This is a genomic window from Streptomyces sp. RPT161, assembly GCF_027533845.1.
In the GTDB taxonomy this organism is placed as follows: domain Bacteria; phylum Actinomycetota; class Actinomycetes; order Streptomycetales; family Streptomycetaceae; genus Streptantibioticus_A; species Streptantibioticus_A silvisoli_A.
In genome coordinates, this window is sequence record NZ_JAPZVN010000010.1 from 22,776 (window position 1) to 42,973 (window position 20,198).

At 73.2% G+C, this 20,198-nt stretch carries 2 protein-coding genes; both read right to left on the reverse strand.

Going from position 1 to position 20,198, the window contains the following annotated elements; genetic code table 11:
- Positions 1 to 4 precede the first annotated feature (4 nt).
- Positions 5 to 18,667 carry a non-ribosomal peptide synthetase gene (locus tag O5O46_RS20330; protein WP_269856945.1) on the reverse strand — a complete coding sequence of 6,221 codons (18,663 nt, stop codon included), beginning with the start codon at positions 18,665 to 18,667 and terminating at the stop codon, positions 5 to 7.
- 133 nt (positions 18,668 to 18,800) lie between these two features.
- Positions 18,801 to 20,150: a serine hydrolase domain-containing protein gene (locus O5O46_RS20335; RefSeq protein WP_269856946.1), complete on the reverse strand. Its 1,350-nt coding sequence runs from the start codon at positions 20,148 to 20,150 to the stop codon at positions 18,801 to 18,803.
- Between the last annotated feature and the right edge of the window lie 48 nt (positions 20,151 to 20,198).

Below are 20,198 nucleotides of genomic sequence, written 5' to 3' on the forward strand. Positions count from 1 at the left end.
GTCCTCACCGTTCGTCGTGGTCGCTGTCGCCGCGCGCGGCGTCCTCAAGGTCACTCAGTACCTGCTCCTCCACCAGCTCCGCCAGGGCGGCGATGGTGCGGCGCACCAGCACGTCGCGGGGCGTGAGCGTCACGCCGAACGCGTCATTGGCCCGGGAGGCGATGAGCAGGGCGCGCAGGGAGTCGCCGCCCAGGGAGAAGAAGTCGTCCTCCACGCCCACGGCCGTGTGCAGGGCCTCCTCCCACAAGGCGGCCAGGGCCTCCTGCGTGGGAGTGCGCGGGGCGACGCGGCCGGCCGGCTCCTCCTCGGCCGGTGCCGGGGCGGGCAAGGCGGCCCGGTCGGTCTTGCCGTTCTCGGTGAGCGCGAAACGGTCCATCACCACGAACGCCGAGGGGACCATGTGACCGGGCAGGGACCGGGCGGCCAGCGCCCGCAGCTCCGCGGCGGCGGGCGGCTCGGCGCCCGGCTGGGCCAGCACGTGGGCCACCAGACGCGGCAGCCCCGGCTCGTCCTCCCGTACGGTCACCACCGCGTCCACCACGGCTGGGTGGTGGGCCAGGGTGGCCTCGACCTCGCCCGCCTCGATCCGGTGGCCGCGCAACTTGAGCTGATGGTCGGTGCGCCCCAGGTAGTGCAGTTCGCCGCGGGCGTCGCGTCGCACCAGGTCACCGGTGCGGTACATGCGGGCGCCCGGCGGGCCGAACGGGTCGGCGGTGAAGCGGGTCGCGGTCAGCCCCGGGCGGCGCAGATAGCCGCGCGCCAGGGCCGGGCCGCTCAGCCACAGCTCACCCGGCACACCGTCGGGGACAGGGCGAAGCCGCTCGTCGAGGACGTAGACGCCGGTAGCCGGCAGCGGGCGGCCGATGGGCGGCGCCGCTCCATCGGGTTCCAGTGGGGCGGACCAGGTGGCCACCACGGTGGCTTCGGTGGGCCCGTAGGAATTGACCATGCGGTGGTGCGGGGCCCAGCGGGCGACCAGTTCGGCGCCGCACGCGTCGGCGCCGACCACGAGGGTCTTGAGGTCGGGCAGAGTGCCGGGAGTGTCCGGCGGAAGGGTGGCGAGCGCGGCTGGCGGCAGCAGCGTGTGGGTGATGCGCTCGCGGCGCAGCACCTCGGCCAGTTCGGCGCCGAGCAGCGGGCCGGGTGGCGGTACGACCAGACGGGCGCCGTGCGGCAGCGACATGCACAGTTCCAGCACCGAGGCGTCGAAGCTGGGGGAGGCGAACGCCAGTACCCGGTCTCCGGTGGCCACGTGGTAGTGCTGGGCCTCGGCGGCGGCGAAGGGCGCCAGGCCCCGGTGGGTGACGACGACTCCCTTGGGGGTGCCGGTGGAGCCCGAGGTGTATATGACGTAGGCCGGATCGTCGAGGTCCAGCGGGCGGAGCCGGTCGGCGTCGGTGGGCCGTTTCTCGGGCATCCCCTCGGTCGGTGCCGTGAGCAGCTCGGCGACCTCGGGGGCGTCGAGGGTCACGGCGGGGGCCGCGTCGCGCAGCATCATCGCGACCCGCTCGGCCGGATAGCCGGGGTCCACCGGCAGGAACGCGGCGCCCGCCTTGGCGACCGCCAGTTGGGCGAGGGCCATGTCCGCCGAGCGCGGCAGCAGCAGGGCGACGATGTCGCCGGGGCCCGCGCCGCGGGCGATGAGCCGGTGCGCCATGCGGTTCGCCCGCGTTTCCACTTCGGCGAACGACAGCAGCAGACCCGGTGCGCTCAGCGCCGGTGCCGTCGGCAGGAGGTCGACCGCGGCCTCGACCAACGCGGGCAGGGTGGCCGGGGGGACCGGCGATGACGTCGGACGCGCGGGGCTTCGTACCAGCCGTGCCCGCTCCTCGGGCGGCAGCGAGTCCACCGCGACCAGGCGGACGGTGTCCGGCGAGGCGGCCAGGGCATGCAGGGTGTGCAGTAGCTGGGCGGCCAGGGAGCGGGCGGTGGCCTGCTCGAAGTACCTGGGGTCGTAGCCCAGTTCGACACTCAGCCGGTCGCCGGGCGAGATCACCACGGTGAGCGGGTAGTTGGTGGCCTCCCGCGCGTCCAGGTCCCGTACCCGTACGCCGTTCGCGTCGGCCGTCGCATCGCCGACCGGGTAGTTCTCGAAGACGAGCAAGCTGTCGAACATCGGCGCCCCGGCGGGCAGTTGGGTCAAGGCGTGCAGGTCGGTCAGCGGCAGGTGGTCGAAGCGGCGGTCTTCCGCCCGCGCCTCCTGCACCTCGCGCAGCCACGCGTCGCACTGCGCGGTGCCCTCCACGGTGATCCGGGCGGGCAGGGTGGTGATGAACAGGCCAGTGATGGTGTCGGCGCCGGGCAGGTCCGCGGGGCGCCCGGAGACGGTGGTACCGAAGCACACCTCCCGCTCGCCGCTCCAGCGCGACAGCAGCAGCGCCCAGACGCCCTGCACCACGGTGTTGAGGGTGAGGCGGTGTCGGCGGGCGAACTCCGTCAGCCGGGCCGTCTCCGCGGCGTCGAGACGTTGCGACAACCAGGTCCCGGAGCGGGCCACGGCGCCTTGGGCGGGCCTGCGGTCGTACGGCAGCGCCGTGGGCGCGGTCATACCGGCGAGGGCACGCTTCCAGTGCTCCACGGCCCGGGCGGTGTTCCGGCTGGCGAGCCAGGCGGCGTAGTCAGCGAACGGCCGGCGCTCCGGCAGACGGGGCTCGTCGCCCCGGGCGAGTGCGGCATGACAGGCCATGACGTCCGACAGCACGTGGAAGACACTCCACCCGTCCAGCAGCACATGGTGGAAGGTCCACACCACCCGCACCGCGTCGGGGCCCAGTCGGACCAGGGCGACGCGCAGCAGCGGGGCGCTGTCGAGGGCCAGACCGCGGGCTCGGTCGGCGGCGAGGAGCCGCTCCAGTTCCGCCTCGCGCTCCCCCAGCGGCAGGGTGCTCCAGTCGTGTTCGGTGACCGGCAGGGTGGCAGTGCGGTGCACGGCCTGGAGCGGCACCGGAACTCCGTGCAGTACCACGGCCGTGCGCAGGACGGGCGTGCGGTCGACCACGTGCTGCCAGGCGGCGGCCAGCAGGCGGGTGTCGCGCACTCCGTCCACCACGAACGTGATCTGTTCGACGTACAGGCGCTGGCCGGGCTCGTCCATCCCGTGAACGACCATGCCGGTCTGCGTGGGGGTGAGCGGATAGAGGTCCACCACGTCGCGGCCGGTACCCACCAACCGGTCGACGGCGGCCTGGTCCAGCGGGGCCAGCGGGAAGTCCGACGGGGTGCGGCCGCCCGCGCCGGGCTCGGCGCAGTGCCGCACGATCTCCCCCAGTTCCTGGTTCATCTCGGCCGCCAGCCGGACGACGGTCTCGCGCCGGTGCGCCTCGCGCGAGTAGGACCAGGTGAACTCCAGCCGCTTGTCGCGCACTTGACCCACAACGTCGATGAGGTGCGGCCGCTCTCCCGCTCGGTCCATACCGCCCGCCAACGCGCCGTACGGCGTGTGCAGCAGGCCGCCGGGGGCCGCGCTCCAGTCCTGCTGGCCCAGGTAGTTGAAAGCGATCCGCGGCGGCTCCGGCAGCCGCGCCTCGGCCGTGGGGCGCAGGTGGCGCAGGGCGCCGTAACCTACTCCGCCCCGCGGCACGGCGCGCAGGCTCTCCTTGACGGACTTGAGGGCAGCCCCGGTGTCCGCTCCTGGCGGCACCGCGAGGGCGACGGGGAACATGGTGGTGAACCAACCGACGGTACGGGAAAGGTCGACGTCGTCGAAGAGTTCCTCCCGGCCATGGCCCTCCAACACGACCGCCACCCGGTCCCGCCCCGTCCAGCGCGCCAGGACCCGGCCGAGGGCACACAGCAGGACGTCGTTGACCCGGGTGCGGTAGACCTCCGGCACGTCCTGGAGCAGTCGGCGCGTCAGGTCGTCGTCCAGACCGACCGTCAGGGTTTCCTCGTCTTCGGCCGTGTTGCCTCCGTCGAGGTCGGTCGGCACGTCGGCGTACCCGCTCAGGCCCTGCCAGTGGGCGAGTTCGTCGTCGAAGCCGCCAGCCGCGGTATGCCCGGCGAGCCGGGTGGCCCAGGCCCCGAAGGAGGTCGTCTTCGGCCCGAGGTCCACCGCGTAGCCGTCCCGCAGCGCCCGGTAGGCGGCGTCCAGGTCCTCAAGGATCACCCGCCAGGACACCGCGTCCACCACCAGGTGGTGGGCGGCCAGCAGCAGAACCGGGCGCCGGTCGCCAGCTGGGCGGCACAGGGCAGCCCTGAGCAGCGGTCCGTCGGCCAGGTCGAAGCCGGAGGCCAGCCTGTCGGCCAGCCGTCGCAGCGTCCTGTCGAGGTCCTCGGCGCTTTCCTCGGGCAGTTCGTGGATGTCCAGGTGCGGTGCGCCGCCGGGCGCGGTGCCCTGCTGGCGCCATCGGCCGTCGCCGCCCAGCGTGAACCGCAGGCGCAGCGCGTCGTGCTGTTCCAGGACCTCGGCCAGCGCGGCGCGCAGCAGCGACTCGTCAGGGTCGGCGGACAAGTGGAAGCAGACCCCTTGGGTGAAGGCCGCCGGATCGCCGGTGAGGGTGTCGAACAGCCAGTGCTGCACGGGCGTCAGTGGGGCCTCATCCACGAACGGGCCCTGTTCGGCGGCGGTGACCGGGACCGGCAGGTCCTCGGCCGCGGCGGCCAGTTCGGCGACCGTCTGGTGCTGGAACAGGTGCCGGGGGGTCAGCGCGAGACCGGCCCTGCGAGCGGCGGAGACGATCTGGATGCCGAGGATCGAGTCGCCGCCGAGCGCGAAGTAGTTGTCGCGCGCCCCGACGTCGGGCACGCCCAGCACCTCCGACCAGATCGCCGCGAGTGTCCTCTCGGCGTCCGTGCGCGGCGGCAGGCCCCCGCCGGGGGCCGGGGCGGACCACACCGGTTCGGGCAGCGCACGCCGGTCCAGCTTGCCGGTGGCGCCGAGCGGCAGCCGCTCCAGCGGGACCACCAGCGACGGGACCAGATGGTCGGGGAGTGTGCCCGCCAGGAAGGAGCGCAGCGCGGCGGGCTCCAGCGCCGCGCGCCCCTCGGGCACCGCGTAGGCCACCAGCCGCCGGTGACCGCCGTCCTCCACCACGCGGGCGGCGGCGGCCGACACCAGCGGGTGCCGAGCCAATGCGGCCTCGACCTCGCCGAGTTCGATGCGGAAGCCCCGCACCTTCACCTGGTCGTCGGTGCGGCCGAGGTAGACCAGGTCACCCTCGGCGGTCCACCGCACCAGGTCCCCGGTGCGGTACATGCGGGCCCCAGGAGGACCGAAGGGGTCGGCGAGGAACCGGGAGGCGGTCAGACCGGGCCTGCCCAGGTAGCCGCGGGCCACTCCGGTCCCCGCGAGATACAGCTCTCCCGGCGCCCCCACCGGGACGGGACGCAGCCGGTCGTCCAGGACATGGGCTCGGGAACCGCCGATCGGCCGGCCGATCGGCGGTTCCCGATCGGGGTCCGCTGGGTCGCAGGTCCAAGCGGTGGCGTAGACGGTTGCCTCGGTGGGGCCGTAGATGTTCATCACCCTGCAGCCGGGAATCGCCGCACGTACCTGGCGGACGGTCCGTGCGGGCAGCCCCTCGCCGGCCAGCACGACCGTGTCGGCGGTGGCGCGGACGGTGTCCTCCGCCAACAACCGTCCGAGGGCGGACGGCACCGCGCTGAGCAGGCCGGCGCGCCAGGGGCCGGGACGCTCGGCCAGGGCCAGCAGGTCGGGTACGAGTTCCACGCACCCGCCGCAGAGCAGCGGGGAGAGGATCTCGAACACCGACACGTCGAAGTTGAGTGAGGTGGAGGCCACGACATGACCGAGCCCCCGGCCCCCGAGCTCGACGGCGGCCCAGTCGGTCAGCGCCACCACCGACTCGTGTGCGACCACGACGCCCTTGGGGCGCCCCGTCGAGCCGGAGGTGTGGATGACGTAGGCCGGGTGGGCGGGCAGCAGCGCGCCGTGCCGCTCTTCGTCCCGCAGTTCGGCGGAGGACGCCGACGCCAGCCGCTCGGAGCACGCCAGGTCGTCCAGCACGATCCGCTCGAACGGGCCGTCCGGCAGCCGACCGGCGGTTTCCGTACTGGTCACCACGGCGTCGGGCCGGACGTCGTCGAAGAGGAAGGTGATGCGTTCGGCGGGGTAGCCGGGGTCCACGGGCAGGTACGCGGCGCCGCTCTTGAGGACCGCCAGCAGCGCCACGACCAGGTCGGCGGTGCGGGGCAGGGCCAGAGCGACGAACCGCTCGGGGCCGGTGCCCGCGTTGACGAGCGTGCGGGCCAGCCGGTTGGCGCGCTCGTTGAGTTGCCGGTAGGTCAGGCGTTCGGTGCCGGCCAGCACGGCCGGGGCGTCCGGGGTGCGCGCGACCTGCTCCTGGAAGACCTCGGGCAGCGTCCGGTGCGGCACCTGGATCACCGGGCCGCCGAACCGTTCAAGGAGGTTGCGGCCCTGCACTGGGTCCACCAGCGGCAGGTCGGCCAAGCTGCGGTCCGGGTCGGTGGCGATCTGCGTCAACAGCGTCCGCAGACTGGCGCCGAGGCCCTCGACCGTTTCCGCGTCGAAGACCGCCGGGTCGTAGTCGAGCGCGATCGACAGGGCGTCGCCGGGGGCGACCACCACGCTGAGCGGGTAGTTGGTCGGTTCCAGGTCGCGTTCCTGCTCCATGGACAACCCGTGCCGGGCAAGGGCGTCGCCGTCGAACGGGTAGTTCTCGAAGACCACGATGCTGTCGAAGAGATTCGTGCCGCCCGGGACCTCGCTCCAGGTCTGCAACTGGGCCAGGGAGACGAAGTCGTGGCGCCGCGACTCCGACTGGGCGGCCTGGAGTTCGCCCAGCCACTCCAGTACCTCGCGCCGCCCGTCGATCCGCGCGCGGGTCGGCAGGGTGTTGATGAACACGCCGACCATCGAGGTCACTCCCGGCAGCTCGGCCGGGCGTCCGGAGACAGTCGTGCCGAACACCACGTCGTCGCCGCCGCCGTAGCGGGACAGCAGCAGCGCCCAGGCGCCCTGGAGCACGGTGTTGACGGTCAGGCCGGCCCGCTGCGCCGTCTCCCGCAGCCGCGCCGAGAGTGCGGCATCCAGCGTCACCCGCACCGACCCGGACGAGGAGGTGCGATGCGCCTCCGCGTGCCGCCGGTCGCACGGCAGTCGGGTGGGGACGGAGAAACCGGCCAGCGCCTCTCGCCAGTAGCGCTCCGCGCGCGCCGTGTCCTGCCCGGCCAGCCAGCGCAGGTAGTCCGCGAAGGGCGCACGTTCCGGCACGTCCGGGCGGCACCCCCTGGTCAGGGCCGCGTACCGCTCGCACACCTCGTCGAAGACCTGGGCGGCGCTCCACCCGTCGAGCAGCACGTGGTGGAACGTCCACACCATCCGCACGCGCTCCGGCGACAACCGGATCAGCGTGAGCCGCATCAGCGGTGCCGCGGCCAGGTCGATTCCGTCCTGCCGGTCCTCGGCGAGCAGTGCGGCGAGCTCCCGTTCGCACCGCTCGACGGGCCAGCCGGACCAGTCGTGGTGGGTGACGGGCACAGTGGCCCTGTGCTGCACGACCTGGAGCGGTTCGGCGGTCTCCTGCCACACCAGCCGCGTGCGCAGCATGGGGTTGGCGTCCGCCGTGCGCTGCCACGCATCAGCGAGGGCATGCGGATCGGTCACCCCTGACAGCACCAGTTGCACCTGGTTGACGTAGGTGCGGCCATCGGGGTTCATGAGGCTGTGGAACAGCATGCCCGCCTGCATCGGCGTCACCGGGTACAGGTCGGCGACCGCCCGGCCGTCCCCCACGACTCGGTCGACGGCCGCCTGGTCAAGCCGGGCCAGCGGGAAGTCGGACGGCGTGCGGCCGCCGGCGTGCGGCCGGGAGCAGTGGGCGACGATCTCCTCCAGAGTCCGCAGCATGCCCTCGGCGAGCCCGGCGACGGTCTCCTCGCGGTGCCGTCCTGTGCTGTAGTGCCAGCTGATCTCCAGGTGGTCGTCCTCGACGCGGGCCACCACGTCCAGCAGATGCGGGCGCACCGACTCGGGGGCCTCCGCGCCGCCCAGGCCGCCGGGCACCGCGCACACCAGTCCCCCTGGGTCGGCGGACCACTGGAAGCGGCCCAGGTAGTTGAAGCTGATGCCGGGCATCGGCGCCTCGGTGAGCCGTTCGTCCCCGGCCAGGTGGCGCAGGGCCCCGTAGCCGATGCCGCGGTCCGGTACGGCCCGCAGTTGCTCCTTGACGGACTTCAGGGTGGTGCCCCAGTCCCCTTCGGGCACCTTGAGGGCGACCGGGAACAGGGTGGTGAACCAGCCGACGGTCCGGGACAGGTCGACGTCGTCGAACAGTTGGTCCTCGCGGCCGTGCCCCTCCAGGGCTACGGCGACGGTGTCGTATCCCGTCCATGCGGCGAGCACCCGGCCGAGGGCGGCCAGCAGCACGTCGTCGATGCGTGTGCGGTAGACGCCGGGCACCTTGCGCAGCAGGTCGTCGGTGCGCCGTCGGTCCAGACGGACCGTCACCGCCCGTACGTCGCCTACGGAGTTGCCGCCGTCGCGATCCACCGGCAGGGGGGCCGCGCACTGCCGGACCGCCGTCTCCCAGTGGTCGCGCTGTGCCGCGAAACCGCCGTCGCTGGTGTGGGCGCGCAGCCGCCGCGCCCACTCCTGGACGGAGGTGGTGCGCTCGGGCAGGCGCACCGGCTCCCCCGCCCGTGCCTGCCGGTAGGCGGTTTCCAGGTCCTCCAGCAGGATCCGCCAGGAGACGCCGTCGACCACCAGGTGGTGTGCGGCCAGCAGGACCCGTGCGGGCCGGGTACCGGTGGCCATGAACAGTCGTGCGGTGACCAGTGGCCCGGTGTCGAGCCGGAACCCGCTGTGCGCCTCCTGCGTGACGCGCGCCTCGGTCGCCTCGGCCGCCGCCGCGTCCAGCCCGGTCAGGTCACACACCGTGAGCAGTTCCGGTGGGGCCGCGTCGGGAGCCGCGCAGGACTGGTACCAGGATCCATCCTCCCGCCGGACGAAACGGCAGCGGAGGGCGTCGTGGTGGGACCACAGGGCCGCAAGCGCACGGCGCAGGGCATCCGGGTCGGGGTCGCCGGCCGTCTCGACGACGACGGCTTGGTCGAAGAACTCCGGACACCGCGGCCCGGGGTCGAGGAACCAGTGCTGAATCGGCGTGAGGAGGACTTCCCCGCTCACCGGTGCGCTTCCGACGACGGGCGCGCTGGTACCGGTGGCGGCGGCCAGGGCGGCGATCGTGGGATGCCGGAACAGGTCCCGGGGGGTCAGCGCCAGACCCGCGGTGCGGGCACGGGAGACCACCTGGATGCTGAGGATGGAGTCGCCGCCCAGCATGAAGAAGTTGTCGTCCGCACCGACCCGGTCGACGCCGAGCAGATCCGCCCAGATCCCGGCGAGGAGGCGCTCGGTCTCGGTGCGCGGCGCGCGGTAGGTGACGTCGGCCGCCGACGACCAGTCGGGGACGGGCAGGCTGCGCCGGTCCACCTTGCCGTTGGCGGTCAGTGGCAGCTCCGGCACCGTCACGTACGCGGCAGGCAGCATGTAGTCCGGCAGGTCGGCCGACAGATGGGAGCGCAGTTCGGCCGCGGGCGGTACCGCGCCGCCCTCGGCCGGGACGAGGTGGGCGGCCAGGCGTTTGTGTCCGGAGTGCTCGTACACCGATACGACCGCCTCTACGACGGCCGGGTGGGAGGTGAGCCGGGCCTCGATCTCGGCCGGTTCGATGCGGAACCCACGGATCTTGACCTGGTCGTCGGCGCGGCCCACGAAGTGCAGTTCGCCCTTCGGGCTCCACTGGACGACGTCGCCGGTCCGGTACATGCGCCCGCCGGGTGGACCGAACGGGTCTGCCATATAGCGCGCGGCCGTCGCTCCGGGCTGACCGGCGTAGCCGCGCGCCACTCCGGCGCCCGCGATGTACAACTCGCCGGGTATGCCGGGCGGTTGGGGCTGGAGCGCGCCGTCCAGGACGTAGACCCGCACGTTGTCCAGGGGACGCCCGATGGGCAGCACCGCGGGCAGCGGATCACCGGCGCGGAAGACGCGCCGGGTGGCGAAGGTGGTGGTCTCGGTGGGGCCGTAGCCGTCGACGACTGTCAGGCCGGGGCAGGCGTCCAGGACGCGGCGCACCACCGCACCGGGCACGGCCTCACCCCCGGTCCACACCTCCCGGGCACCGCGCAGACAGCCGGGGTCCTCCTGGGCGAACAGACGGAACAGGCCGGCAGTGAGCCACAGGCACCGCACGCCCTGGTCGGCGATCGCGTGGCGCACCGTGGCGACGTCGAGCTCCGACGGCGGCGCCAGCACAGCGGTGCCGCCGCGCAGCAGGGGCACCCACAGTTCGTAGGTGGCCGCGTCGAACGCGTGCGGGGAGTGCACGAGCACCCGGTCGTGACCGGCGAAGGCACGGTCGAGGGCGAGCGCGGCGACGTCCCGTTGGCGCACCGCGACGCCCTTGGGCGTGCCAGTGGAGCCTGAAGTGAACATCAGGTACTGGACGTTGTCCGGGTGCACCGCGGCGTCGGCCGCACGTGGCGGCGTGGATGCGGCGGCGTCACCGTCCGCCCTCAGGACACGTCCGCCGGGGAGCACATCCCGTGCCGTCTCCTCCCAAGCGGCGTCGGCGAGCAACAGATCGGCACCCGCCTCGGCGAGCATCCGCCGCAGCCGCTCCAGTGGCGCCCTGCCGTCCAAGGGGACGTACACCCCGCCGGTGCGCGCGAGGGCTAGTTGGGCGGCGACCAGCGTGACAGAGCGATCCATCAGCACGCCCACCGGGCGTTCCGCCGTCACGCCGAGCGCCGCCAGCCGGGCGGCCAACGCCTGGGCACGGGCATCCAGTTCCCGGTAGGTGAAGCGCTCGTCTGCGGTCACCAGGGCGACGGCTCCGGGCGTGCGCGACACCTGGGCGGCGAAGAGTTCGGCCACCGTGGCGTCGGGCGTGTTGGTGGCCGTGTCGTTCCACTCGCGCACCACCTGCTCCCGGCGGTCGGCCGCCAGCAGCTGCACCCGAGTGGGCGGCCGCTGGGCGTCGGCGGCGATCCCGGCCAGCAGCACGGTGAGGTACTCGCCCATCCGGGTGACGGTGTCCGCGTCGAACAGCCGGGGGTCGTAGCCGAGGCGCAGGGCCAGTTCCGCGCCGGGATAGGCGACGAGGCTCAGCGGGTAGTTGGTGGTCTCGATGCCGTCCAGGCCGCTCAGACGCAGCCCGTGTGCGGCGGCGAGCGTGTCGTCGACCGGGTAGTTCTCGAAGACGACGATGCTGTCGAAGAGGGCGGCCCGCTCGGGCAGGCCGGTGAACGTCCTCATCCGGGGAAGCGGCAGGTGGTCGAAGCGCCGGTCCTCACTCTGGTCCTGCTGAAGCTGCCGCAGCCAGGCGAGGAGGGTTCCGGTGCGCGGCACCGTGACCCGGGTGGGCAGCGTCGTGATGAACAGACCGGTCATGGCATCAGCGCCGGGAAGCTCGGGTGGCCGTCCGGAGACGGTGGTGCCGAAGACCACTTCGTCGCGGCCCGCCTGTCGGCTCAGCAGCAGCGCCCACGCGCCCTGGACGAGGGTGTTCAGGGTCAGCCCCGCCGTCCTGGCCAGGGCTTCGAGCGCCCGGGTGGTGTCGGCGGCGACGGTGACGCGGACCGCCTCGGTGGACTGCGCCCGGTGGCTCTCGCGCGGCTCGCGGTCGTACGGCAGCGCGGTGGCCTCGGTCAGGCCACGCAGGCGGGCCTGCCAGTACCGGTCGGCCTCCGCCGAATCGCGGCCGCTCAGCCAGGCCACGTAGTCGCGGAACGGGCGCCGGTCGGGCAGGGCGTCCTGCTCCGGGATGCCCGGCCGTCCAGGGCGTCCGGCGAGTGACGCGTGGGAGGCGAAGACATCGGACAGGACCTGGAACAGGCTCCAGCCGTCCAGGATCAGGTGGTGGAAGGACCACACCACCTGCACCGCGGCGTCCGGGAGCTGGGCGAGTACCAAGCGCTGAAGGGGGGCGTTCGCCAGGTCGATGCCCTGTTCACGGTCTGCCAGGAGCAGCTCGCGCAGTCGTCCCTCCCGTGCGGTTTCCGGCAGGTCGCGCCAGTCCAGACGAGCGACCGGCACAGGTGCGTGACGCTGTACCACGAACAGTGGTTCGGGCACGTCCTGCCAGACGACGCGCCCGCGCAGCACCGGGGTACGGTCCGCGACCCGCTGCCATGCCTCGGCCAGTGCGGCGGGGTCGGGTACGCCGTTCAGGACGAAGGTCAGCTGCTGGAAGTACACGCCGCGGGCGTCCGGGGACAGGCCGTGGAAGAGCATGCCCGCCTGAGTGGGGGTGAGCGGATGGATGTCCTCCACCGCTTCCGGCTCCTCGCCCACAATCTGGTCGACGGCACCCTGGTCGAGCCTGGCCAGCGGGAAGTCGGAGGGCGTGCGGCCGCCGGTGCCCGGTCGTGTGGCGTGCCGGGCCAGGTCGGCCAGCGCCTCGGCGAACCGGCCGGCCAGGCGGGCGACGGTACTGTCCTGGTGCAACTGTGCCGAGTGGAACCAGGTGAACTCCAGCACGTCGCCGTCCAGGCGTCCCACGACCTCCAGAGCGTGCGGACGTGTGGCCAGCGGGTCGGCGTCCAACTCCAGCGGGCGGAAGGGGCCGTGGTAGAGGCCGTTCGGTCCTCCCGGCTGCGCGAACCGTCCCAGGTAGTTGAAGCTGATCTGCGCGGCCGGCTCAGACGGCAGCGCCCCGGGAGCCGCCAGGTAGCGCAGGACGTCGTGGCCCAGGCCGTGCAGGGGCACCGCCCGCAACTGCTCCTTGACCTGCTTGAGGACGGTGTCCCAGTCGTCGTCCGGCGCAACGGCCAGGGCGACCGGGTGGCGAGTGGTGAACCAGCCGACGGTGCGGCTGGTGTCGACGTCTGTGAACAGTTCCTCGCGGCCGTGCCCCTCGACGTCCACCACCACCCGGTCGTGTCCGGTCCATGCGCACAGCACCCGCCCCAGGGCGCTCAGCAGCACGTCGTTGACCTGGGTGCGGTACGTCTCGGGCAGGGTACGCAGCAAGGCGGAGGTGTCCTGCGCGCTGAGGCGCACGGTCACCGAACGGGCTGTGGCATAGGAGTTGATGCCGCTCAGGTCCGTTGGCAGCGCCGCCCGGGCGCCCGCGACCGACCGTGTCCAGTACTCCCGCTCGTCGTCGAAGCCGCCCTCAGCGGCGTACGCGGTCAGGCGCTGGGCCCAGTGCCGCAGTGCCGAGGACTTCGCGGGCAGCTCCCGCGTCGTATCGCGCCCGTCGCGGCGGGCGCGGTAAGCCCGGTCCAGGTCCTCCAGCAGGATGCGCCAGGACACTCCGTCCACCACGAGGTGGTGGACGGCCAGGTGCAGCACACGGGGCTGATGGGAGCCCCGGTCGTGCAGGACGGCACGCAGCAGCGGGCCGTTGCGCAGGTCGAAGGGGCCCAGGTGCGGTGTGTCGGTTTCCGGGCCGCTGTGGCGTACCAGGCGCAGACGGGGCGCGTTGTCGTCGATGTGCCACTGGACACCGGTATCGCCGTCCTCGGTGAGGAAGCGGGAGCGCAGCGCGTCGTGGTGGACGAGTACGTCGTTGAGTGCGTCCTCCAGGGCGCTCGCGTCCACGGCTGCGGGGACTTCCAGGGAGAGTGTCTGGGCGTAGTGGCCAGCCCGCTCCGCGGCGCTGTCGAACAGCCATTGCTGAATGGGCGTCAGTGGTGTCGGGCCGGTGGCGGACACCGCGGCTGGGGCCGCGGACCGCCGACTGTCCGCGGCGTCCGCACATCGGGCCAGGGCGGCGAGCGTCTGGTGCCGGTAGACATCGCGGGAGGTCAGTGTGAGGCCCGCCTGCCGGGCCTGGGCCACGACCTGGATGCTGAGGATCGAGTCGCCCCCCAGTGCGAAGAAGTTGTCGTCCGCCCCCACCCGCTCCAGATGGAGGACATGCGCCCAGATCGCGGCCAGCGTCCGCTCGGTCGGGGTGCGCGGGGCGACATGGCGGCTGCCCTGCGCCGCAGGGCCGGGGTCGGGGAGCCGGCCGCGGTCCAGCTTGCCGTTGGGGTTCAGCGGCAGGGCGGACAGGACCACGACGGTCGAGGGCACCATGTAGTCGGGCAGGGTACGGCCGAGGGTGCGGCGCACCGTCTCCGGTTCCACCCGGGCGCCCGGGGCCGGCACCACGTAGCCGACCAGACGGCGGTGGCGGTCACTCTCGCGGGCGGTCGCGGCAGCCTCGGCGACACCCTCGCAGCGCCGCAGCGCCTCCTCCACCTCGCCCAGTTCGATGCGGAAGCCGCGTACCTTCACCTGCTGGTCGGTCCGGCCGAGGTACTCCAGCTCTCCGTCGGCGGTCCAGCGCACCAGGTCGCCGGTGCGGTACATGCGGTCCCCGGGGATCCCGAAGGGATCGGCGACGAACCGCGCGGCGGTCAGGCCCGGTCGGCGTAGATAGCCGCGCGCCAGGCCGCCGCCCCCGAGGTAGAGCTCCCCCGTCACCCCTGGGGGTTGCGGGCGAAGCAGCCGGTCCAGGACGTAGGCCCGGGTGCGGGCCACGGGTTTGCCGATCGGCGGCGCCTGGTCCGGCACGGTCTCGCCGACGAACCAGGCGGTGGCGTAGACGGTGGCCTCGGTCGGCCCGTAGATGTTGGCCACCGCGCAGGAGGGCAGGGTCTGCCGCAGGTCGCGGACGGTCTGGGCGGGCAGCGCCTCGCCGGCCAGCACGACCGTGTCCGGCTGGACGGCGGTGCCCTCGGTGAGCATCCGGGAGACCACCGACGGCACACCACTGACCAGCCCGGCCTGTCGCGGCTCCGGTGCGTCGGCGAGCGCCGGGAGGTCGGCGACCACCTCGACGGATCCACCAGCCAGCAGCGGGCAGAGCATCTCGAAGACCGAGACGTCGAAGTTGAGCGAGGTGGACGCCACCACATGGGCCAGCCCTTCGGGGCCGAACCGCTCCGCCGCCCAGTCGGCCAGCGCGGACACACTGCTGTGGGTGACCACCACACCCTTGGGGCGGCCGGTCGACCCGGAGGTGTAGATGACGTACGCGGGATGGTCGGGGTCCAGTGGCCGCAGCCGGTCCGCGTCGGTCGGGTTGGCGTCGGCCGGTCCGTCCGCGACGGTGCTCGGGAGACAGTCCTGTTTCCCGGCTGTCCCGTCGTGGGCCGCGCAGTCCTCCAGAACCAGCGGGTCGCAGCCCTCCGGCAGCGCGCCCACGGTCTCGCGGGTGGCGATGACGAGGGCGGGAGCGGCGTCGGCGAGCATGAAGCGGATACGGTCGGGCGGATAACCGGGGTCGACCGGGAGGTATCCGGCCCCGGACTTCAGCACCGCCCACAGAACCGCTATCAGGTCGGCCGAGCGCGGCAGGCAGAGCGCCACCAGGGTCTCCGGGCCCGCGCCGCGAGCCGTCAGCAGCCGTGCGAGCCGGTTGGCGCGCCGGTTCACCTCGGCGTAGTCCAGCCGGACTGGGCCGCAGACCACCGCGGTCCGGTCGGGGGTGCGGGCCGTCTGCGCCTCGAACAGTGCGGGCAACGTGCTGGCCGCTCCGCCCTGTTGGGCGCGTACGGGCGGGTTCCAGGCCTCCAGCAGTGTGCGCCGGTCCTCCTCCGACAGCAGCGGCAGCTCCCCCAGCGTCCGGTGCGGGCCGTCAGCCATGCCTTCCAGGAGGCGGTGCAGATGACGACTCATCCGGTCCACGGTGCGGGCCTCGAACAGATCCGTGTTGTACTCGACGGTCAGTTCGCAGGTGCCGTCCGCGCGCGGCGTGAACTCCAGCACGAGGTCGAAGCGTGCCGCCGGACGGGGCAGCGGGTGGTCGTCGATCCGCAGCCCACCGGCTCGCGAAGGGAGGTCCAGGGGCGCCTGCTGGACCACCAGCACCTGCACCAGCGGCGTGCGGCTGGGGTCCCGGGCCGGGGCCAGCTCCTCGACCACGCGGTCGAACGGCACGCCGTCGTGGGCGAAGGCGTCCAGCACCGTCGCCCGCATGGTCTCGACGAACCGGTCGACCGTGGCGGTGTCGTCCACTTGGGCACGCAGTACCACTGTGTTGGCGAAGAAGCCGGTCACGTCCTCAAGGTCCCGGCGGCCCCGTCCGTTGGTGATGGTGCCGAAGACCACGTCGCGCTGCCCTGAGTACCGGGAGAACAGCAGGGCAGCCGCCCCGGCGAAGAGGGTGAAGACGGTCGTGCTCCGGCCGCCCGCCAGGTTCCGCAGCCGTGCGACCAGATCCGCCGGGAGGTGCTGGCGATGCGCCGCGCCGGGGGTGGTGCGCACCGCGGGCCGGGGGCGGTCCGTGGGCAGATCGAGGTGCTGCATACCGGTCAGGTGCCGCTTCCAGTACGCCAGATCCTCCGCATCAGCGTCCCCGGCCGGCCGCTGCCGCTCCCACACGGCGAAGTCCGGGTACTGGACGCTCGGCACGGGTAGGGAGTCGGGCTCGCCGGACACCTCCGCGTGGTAGAGCGCGGCCAGCTCCCGGGTGAGGACGCCTACCGACCAGCCGTCGGTGACGATGTGGTGCTGGGCGAGCAGCAGTAGATGGTCGTCGGAGTCGATGCGGATGAGCAGGGCCCGGGACAGTGGCCCCGTCGCGATGTCGTAGGGGCGGCTCAGTTCCTCGGTCAGCAGGCGTTCGCCGGCCTCGGCCCGCTGTTGGGCGGGCAGCGCGCCCAGGTCCGCGGTGCGCAACGGGAGCGTGGCGTCGGCGTCGATCCGCTGCACCCCCTGGCCGTCGACGGTGGTGAAGGTGGTGCGCAGGGACACGTGACGGGCCGCGAGCCGGTCCAGGGCGCGGCGCAGCGCACCGGGGTCCAGTGGTCCGCGCAATCGCAGCGCCACGCCGGTGTTGTACTCGGTACCGCCCGCGGTGAGGTCGTCCAGGAACCACAGCCGTCGTTGCGCGCTGGACAGCGGCAGCGGCTGGTCGCGCGGGGCGGGCGGGATCGCTTCCGCCGGCGCGGCGGCTGACGGGTCGTCGAGTAATGGGGCCAGAGCGGCGATGGTCCGGGCGGTGAAGACGTCCCGGACCGACAGCCGGGCGCCCAGTTCGTCGCGGATCCGGGAGAGCACGCGCGCGGCCAGTATCGAGTCGCCACCCAGATCGAAGAAGTCGTCCTGCGTACCGATGGGTTCGGCCCCCAGCGCGTCCGACCAGATGGCGGCCAGTTTGCGCTCGTTCGGGGTGCGCGGCGTGACGTGGTCTGCCACCGATGTGGGGCCGGGCGCGGGCAGGGCGCGGTGGTCGACCTTGTGCTGCGGGGTGAGCGGCAGCCGGTCCAGGACGACGATGGCGGAGGGCACCATGTGCGCCGGCAGGGCTGCGGCGACCGCTGCGCGCAACCGCGCGGACTCGGGCGCTCGTTCTCCGTCGGCGGGCGTGACGTAGCCGACCAGCCGTTGCCGGCCCGGCTCGTCCTCCCGCACCACGACCACGGCCTCTCGCACATCGGAGTGGCAGAGCAGGGCCGCCTCGATCTCGCCCGGCTCGATGCGGAAGCCCCGCACCTTCACCTGGCGATCGAGCCTGCCGAGGAACTCCAGTTCTCCGTCAGCGTTCCAGCGGACCCTGTCGCCGGTGCGGTAGAGGCGGGTGCCGGGCGGCCCGAAGGGGCTGGCGACGAATCGTGTCGAGGTCAAGCCCGGGCGGCCGAGGTAGCCTCGGGCCAGCCCGTCCCCGCCCACGTACAGCTCACCGTCGGTGCCCACCGGTACCGGCCGCATCGTCTCGTCGAGCACATGTGCCTGCGTGCCGGGCAGGGGGCTGCCGATCGTGGGGGTGCCGAGGCCGGCGGCGAGCGGCCCGGTCCAGGTGGCCACGATGGTGGCCTCGGTCGGCCCATACGAATTGATCATGCGGCACCGTGGTGCCCAGCGGTCGACCAGTGCGGCCGGGCACGCCTCGGCGCCCACGATCAACGTGCGCAGATGCGGCGCACCGCATCTTTCCGGATCGGGCAGGGTGGCGAGGGCGGCCGGCGGGATGAGGGCGTGGGTGATGCGGTGCTCGTCCAGGACGCGGGCGAGTTCGTCACCCAACCAGGGGCCGTCCGGCGGCACGACCAGGGTGGCGCCGGACAGGACGGAGATGCACAGTTCCAGAACGGATGCGTCGAAACTGGGGGACGCGAACTGCAGCACACGGTCGCCGGGGCCCACGGCATAGCGTTCGGCGGCGGCCTCCGCGAAGCCTGCGATGCCCCGGTGAGTGACCGTCACGCCCTTGGGCATCCCGGTGGAACCGGAGGTGTAGATGACGTAGGCCGCGTGGTCCGTTTCCACCGTCGCGCACCGGGCCACTCGCCGTCGACCGGTGCCGTCACCCATGAGGTGACGGACCTCGGTCAGGTCGTCGAGGACCACGGCGGGTGCGGCGTCGGTCAGCATGAGGGCGCGGCGCTCGGTGGGATAGTCGGGGTCCACTGGCAGGAAGGCGGCGCCCGCTTGGGCCACGGCCAGTTCTGCGGCGACGAGTTCCATGGACCGCGGCAGCACGAGCGCCACCGCCCGGTCCGGTCCGGCTCCCCGCCGCAGGAGGTCGTCGGCCAGGCTCTCTGCCCGCGCCGCCAGTTCCTCGTAGGACCAGGTCCGCCGACCGTCGGTCACTGCGGGCGCGTGCGGTGTACGGGCGAGCCACGCGGTGAACAGCTCACCGAACGGCGGGTGCGGCGCCGGACGGGCCGCGGCGCTGCCCGGAACTGCGGCGGCGTTTTCGGCCCGCGGCAGGGGGGACGCCGCGGGCGTGTCGTGCAGGTCCGTCATGGGAGAAGTCCTTCGGGGCGGGGACGATGCGGTGCGCGCGGAGTGGGGCGCGCCGGGCAAGGCGGACAGGCCGGGCGCGGCGGAGCGGTGTCGCGGGCGTCCGCGCGTGCGAACGGGTGAGGCAGACCGCCGTTCAGACGGACGCGGTGCGGCGGGCGGTGCGTCCGGATATCTGCACCCGGTCGATGGCGCCTGTGGCCGGGTCGCGGTGGAAGCGTCCACCGGGTTCTCGCCGACCGGTGGCCGGGTCGACGAGCTCGCAGGTCAGGTCCGGGTAACACACCAGCGGCAGCGGGCGGTCGCCGTCCACTGACAGCGTGGGCGAGCCGCCCGGGTCGAGTGTTATCCGGTACTCGGTGCGGCCGTTGCGGTACGTGCCTGCGCACTCGGGGAGATCCACGGGACGGCCACGGTGCACGGGGGCCGGAGCGGTCGGCACCCGTAGGCCGATGAGCCGGGCCACGTCCTCGGCGAGGTCGTGCCAAAGAGCGGTAGCGCCACTGGAGTTGCCGGTGAACGCGACCACCACTCCGCTGTCCGGCTCAGCCCTCAGATGGCACGACGTGCCCTGCGCGTTGCCGTCGTGGCCGCACCACCACCGGCCGTCCTGCTGGAACAGCGCCACGCCCAGTCCCCAGGCGTCGGCCAAGGCCCCGGGGTCGGCCTCCGGTTCGGGACCGCGCATTGTCGCGGCGACGGCGGCCGGCAACACCGCAGACCGGCCCACCAGGCTCCTTCCCAGAGCCGCGAGATCCAGGGCACTCGCCAGCAGGCCACCGGCAGCCGCCTCCACCGGGGCCAGGTTCTGCTGCGCCGTACGCACGCGGCCGGAAGCCGTGTTGCGGGCGTGGCCAGCAGCGGTGGGGCGGGCCGGGGCGGTGTCGCCGAGGAAGGCGGGCACGGTGCCCAGCGGCTCCAGGAGCATCGCTCGGACGGCGTCCTGCCACGTCATGCCCGTCACCTCCGCCACCAGTCGTCCGGCCGCGACGTATCCGGCGTTGGAGTAGGAGAAGCCCGCTCCCGGTGCGAACAGGGTGTCGCGGGGGGTGCAGGCTTCCGCCAGGTAGCGGGAGAAGGTGGTGCCGACGGCCGTGTCCGAGTCGGGGCCGGTGGGCAACCCACCGGTGTGGCTGAGGAGGTGGCGCACCGTCAACTGAGGTAACGCCCGCAGCTCCGGCAGGAACAGGGCGGCCGGATCGTCCGGGCTGAGGTCGCCGTCGTCGGCGAGAAGCATCACCGCGGCGGCGGTGTAGGTCTTGGTGACCGATCCCAGCGGAACGGCGGTGTCCGCGGTGAACGGGGCACCGGTGGCGGCGTCGGCCGTTCCGGTGCACACGCTGAGGACGTGCGTCCCGGTGTCCACGGCCAGTTGGGCTCCGGGTACCCGGTGGGTGAGGGCTAGAGACTCCAGGCGCTCCTGTAACGCTCGGGGTGGGGAGGACAGTCGCCGATCGGTGAGGGTAGCGGTGGTGGCGTAGGGCATGAGTAGGGGACTCCAGGTGGCTGGGACTCATGGCAGTGGTCTGGGCGC

Bases quoted from the DNA above. Each gene is read 5' to 3' on its own strand.
- O5O46_RS20330 (WP_269856945.1), bottom strand. From the start codon at position 18,667: ATGACGGACCTGCACGACACGCCCGCGGCGTCCCCCCTGCCGCGGGCC.
- O5O46_RS20335 (WP_269856946.1), bottom strand. From the start codon at position 20,150: ATGCCCTACGCCACCACCGCTACCCTCACCGATCGGCGACTGTCCTCC.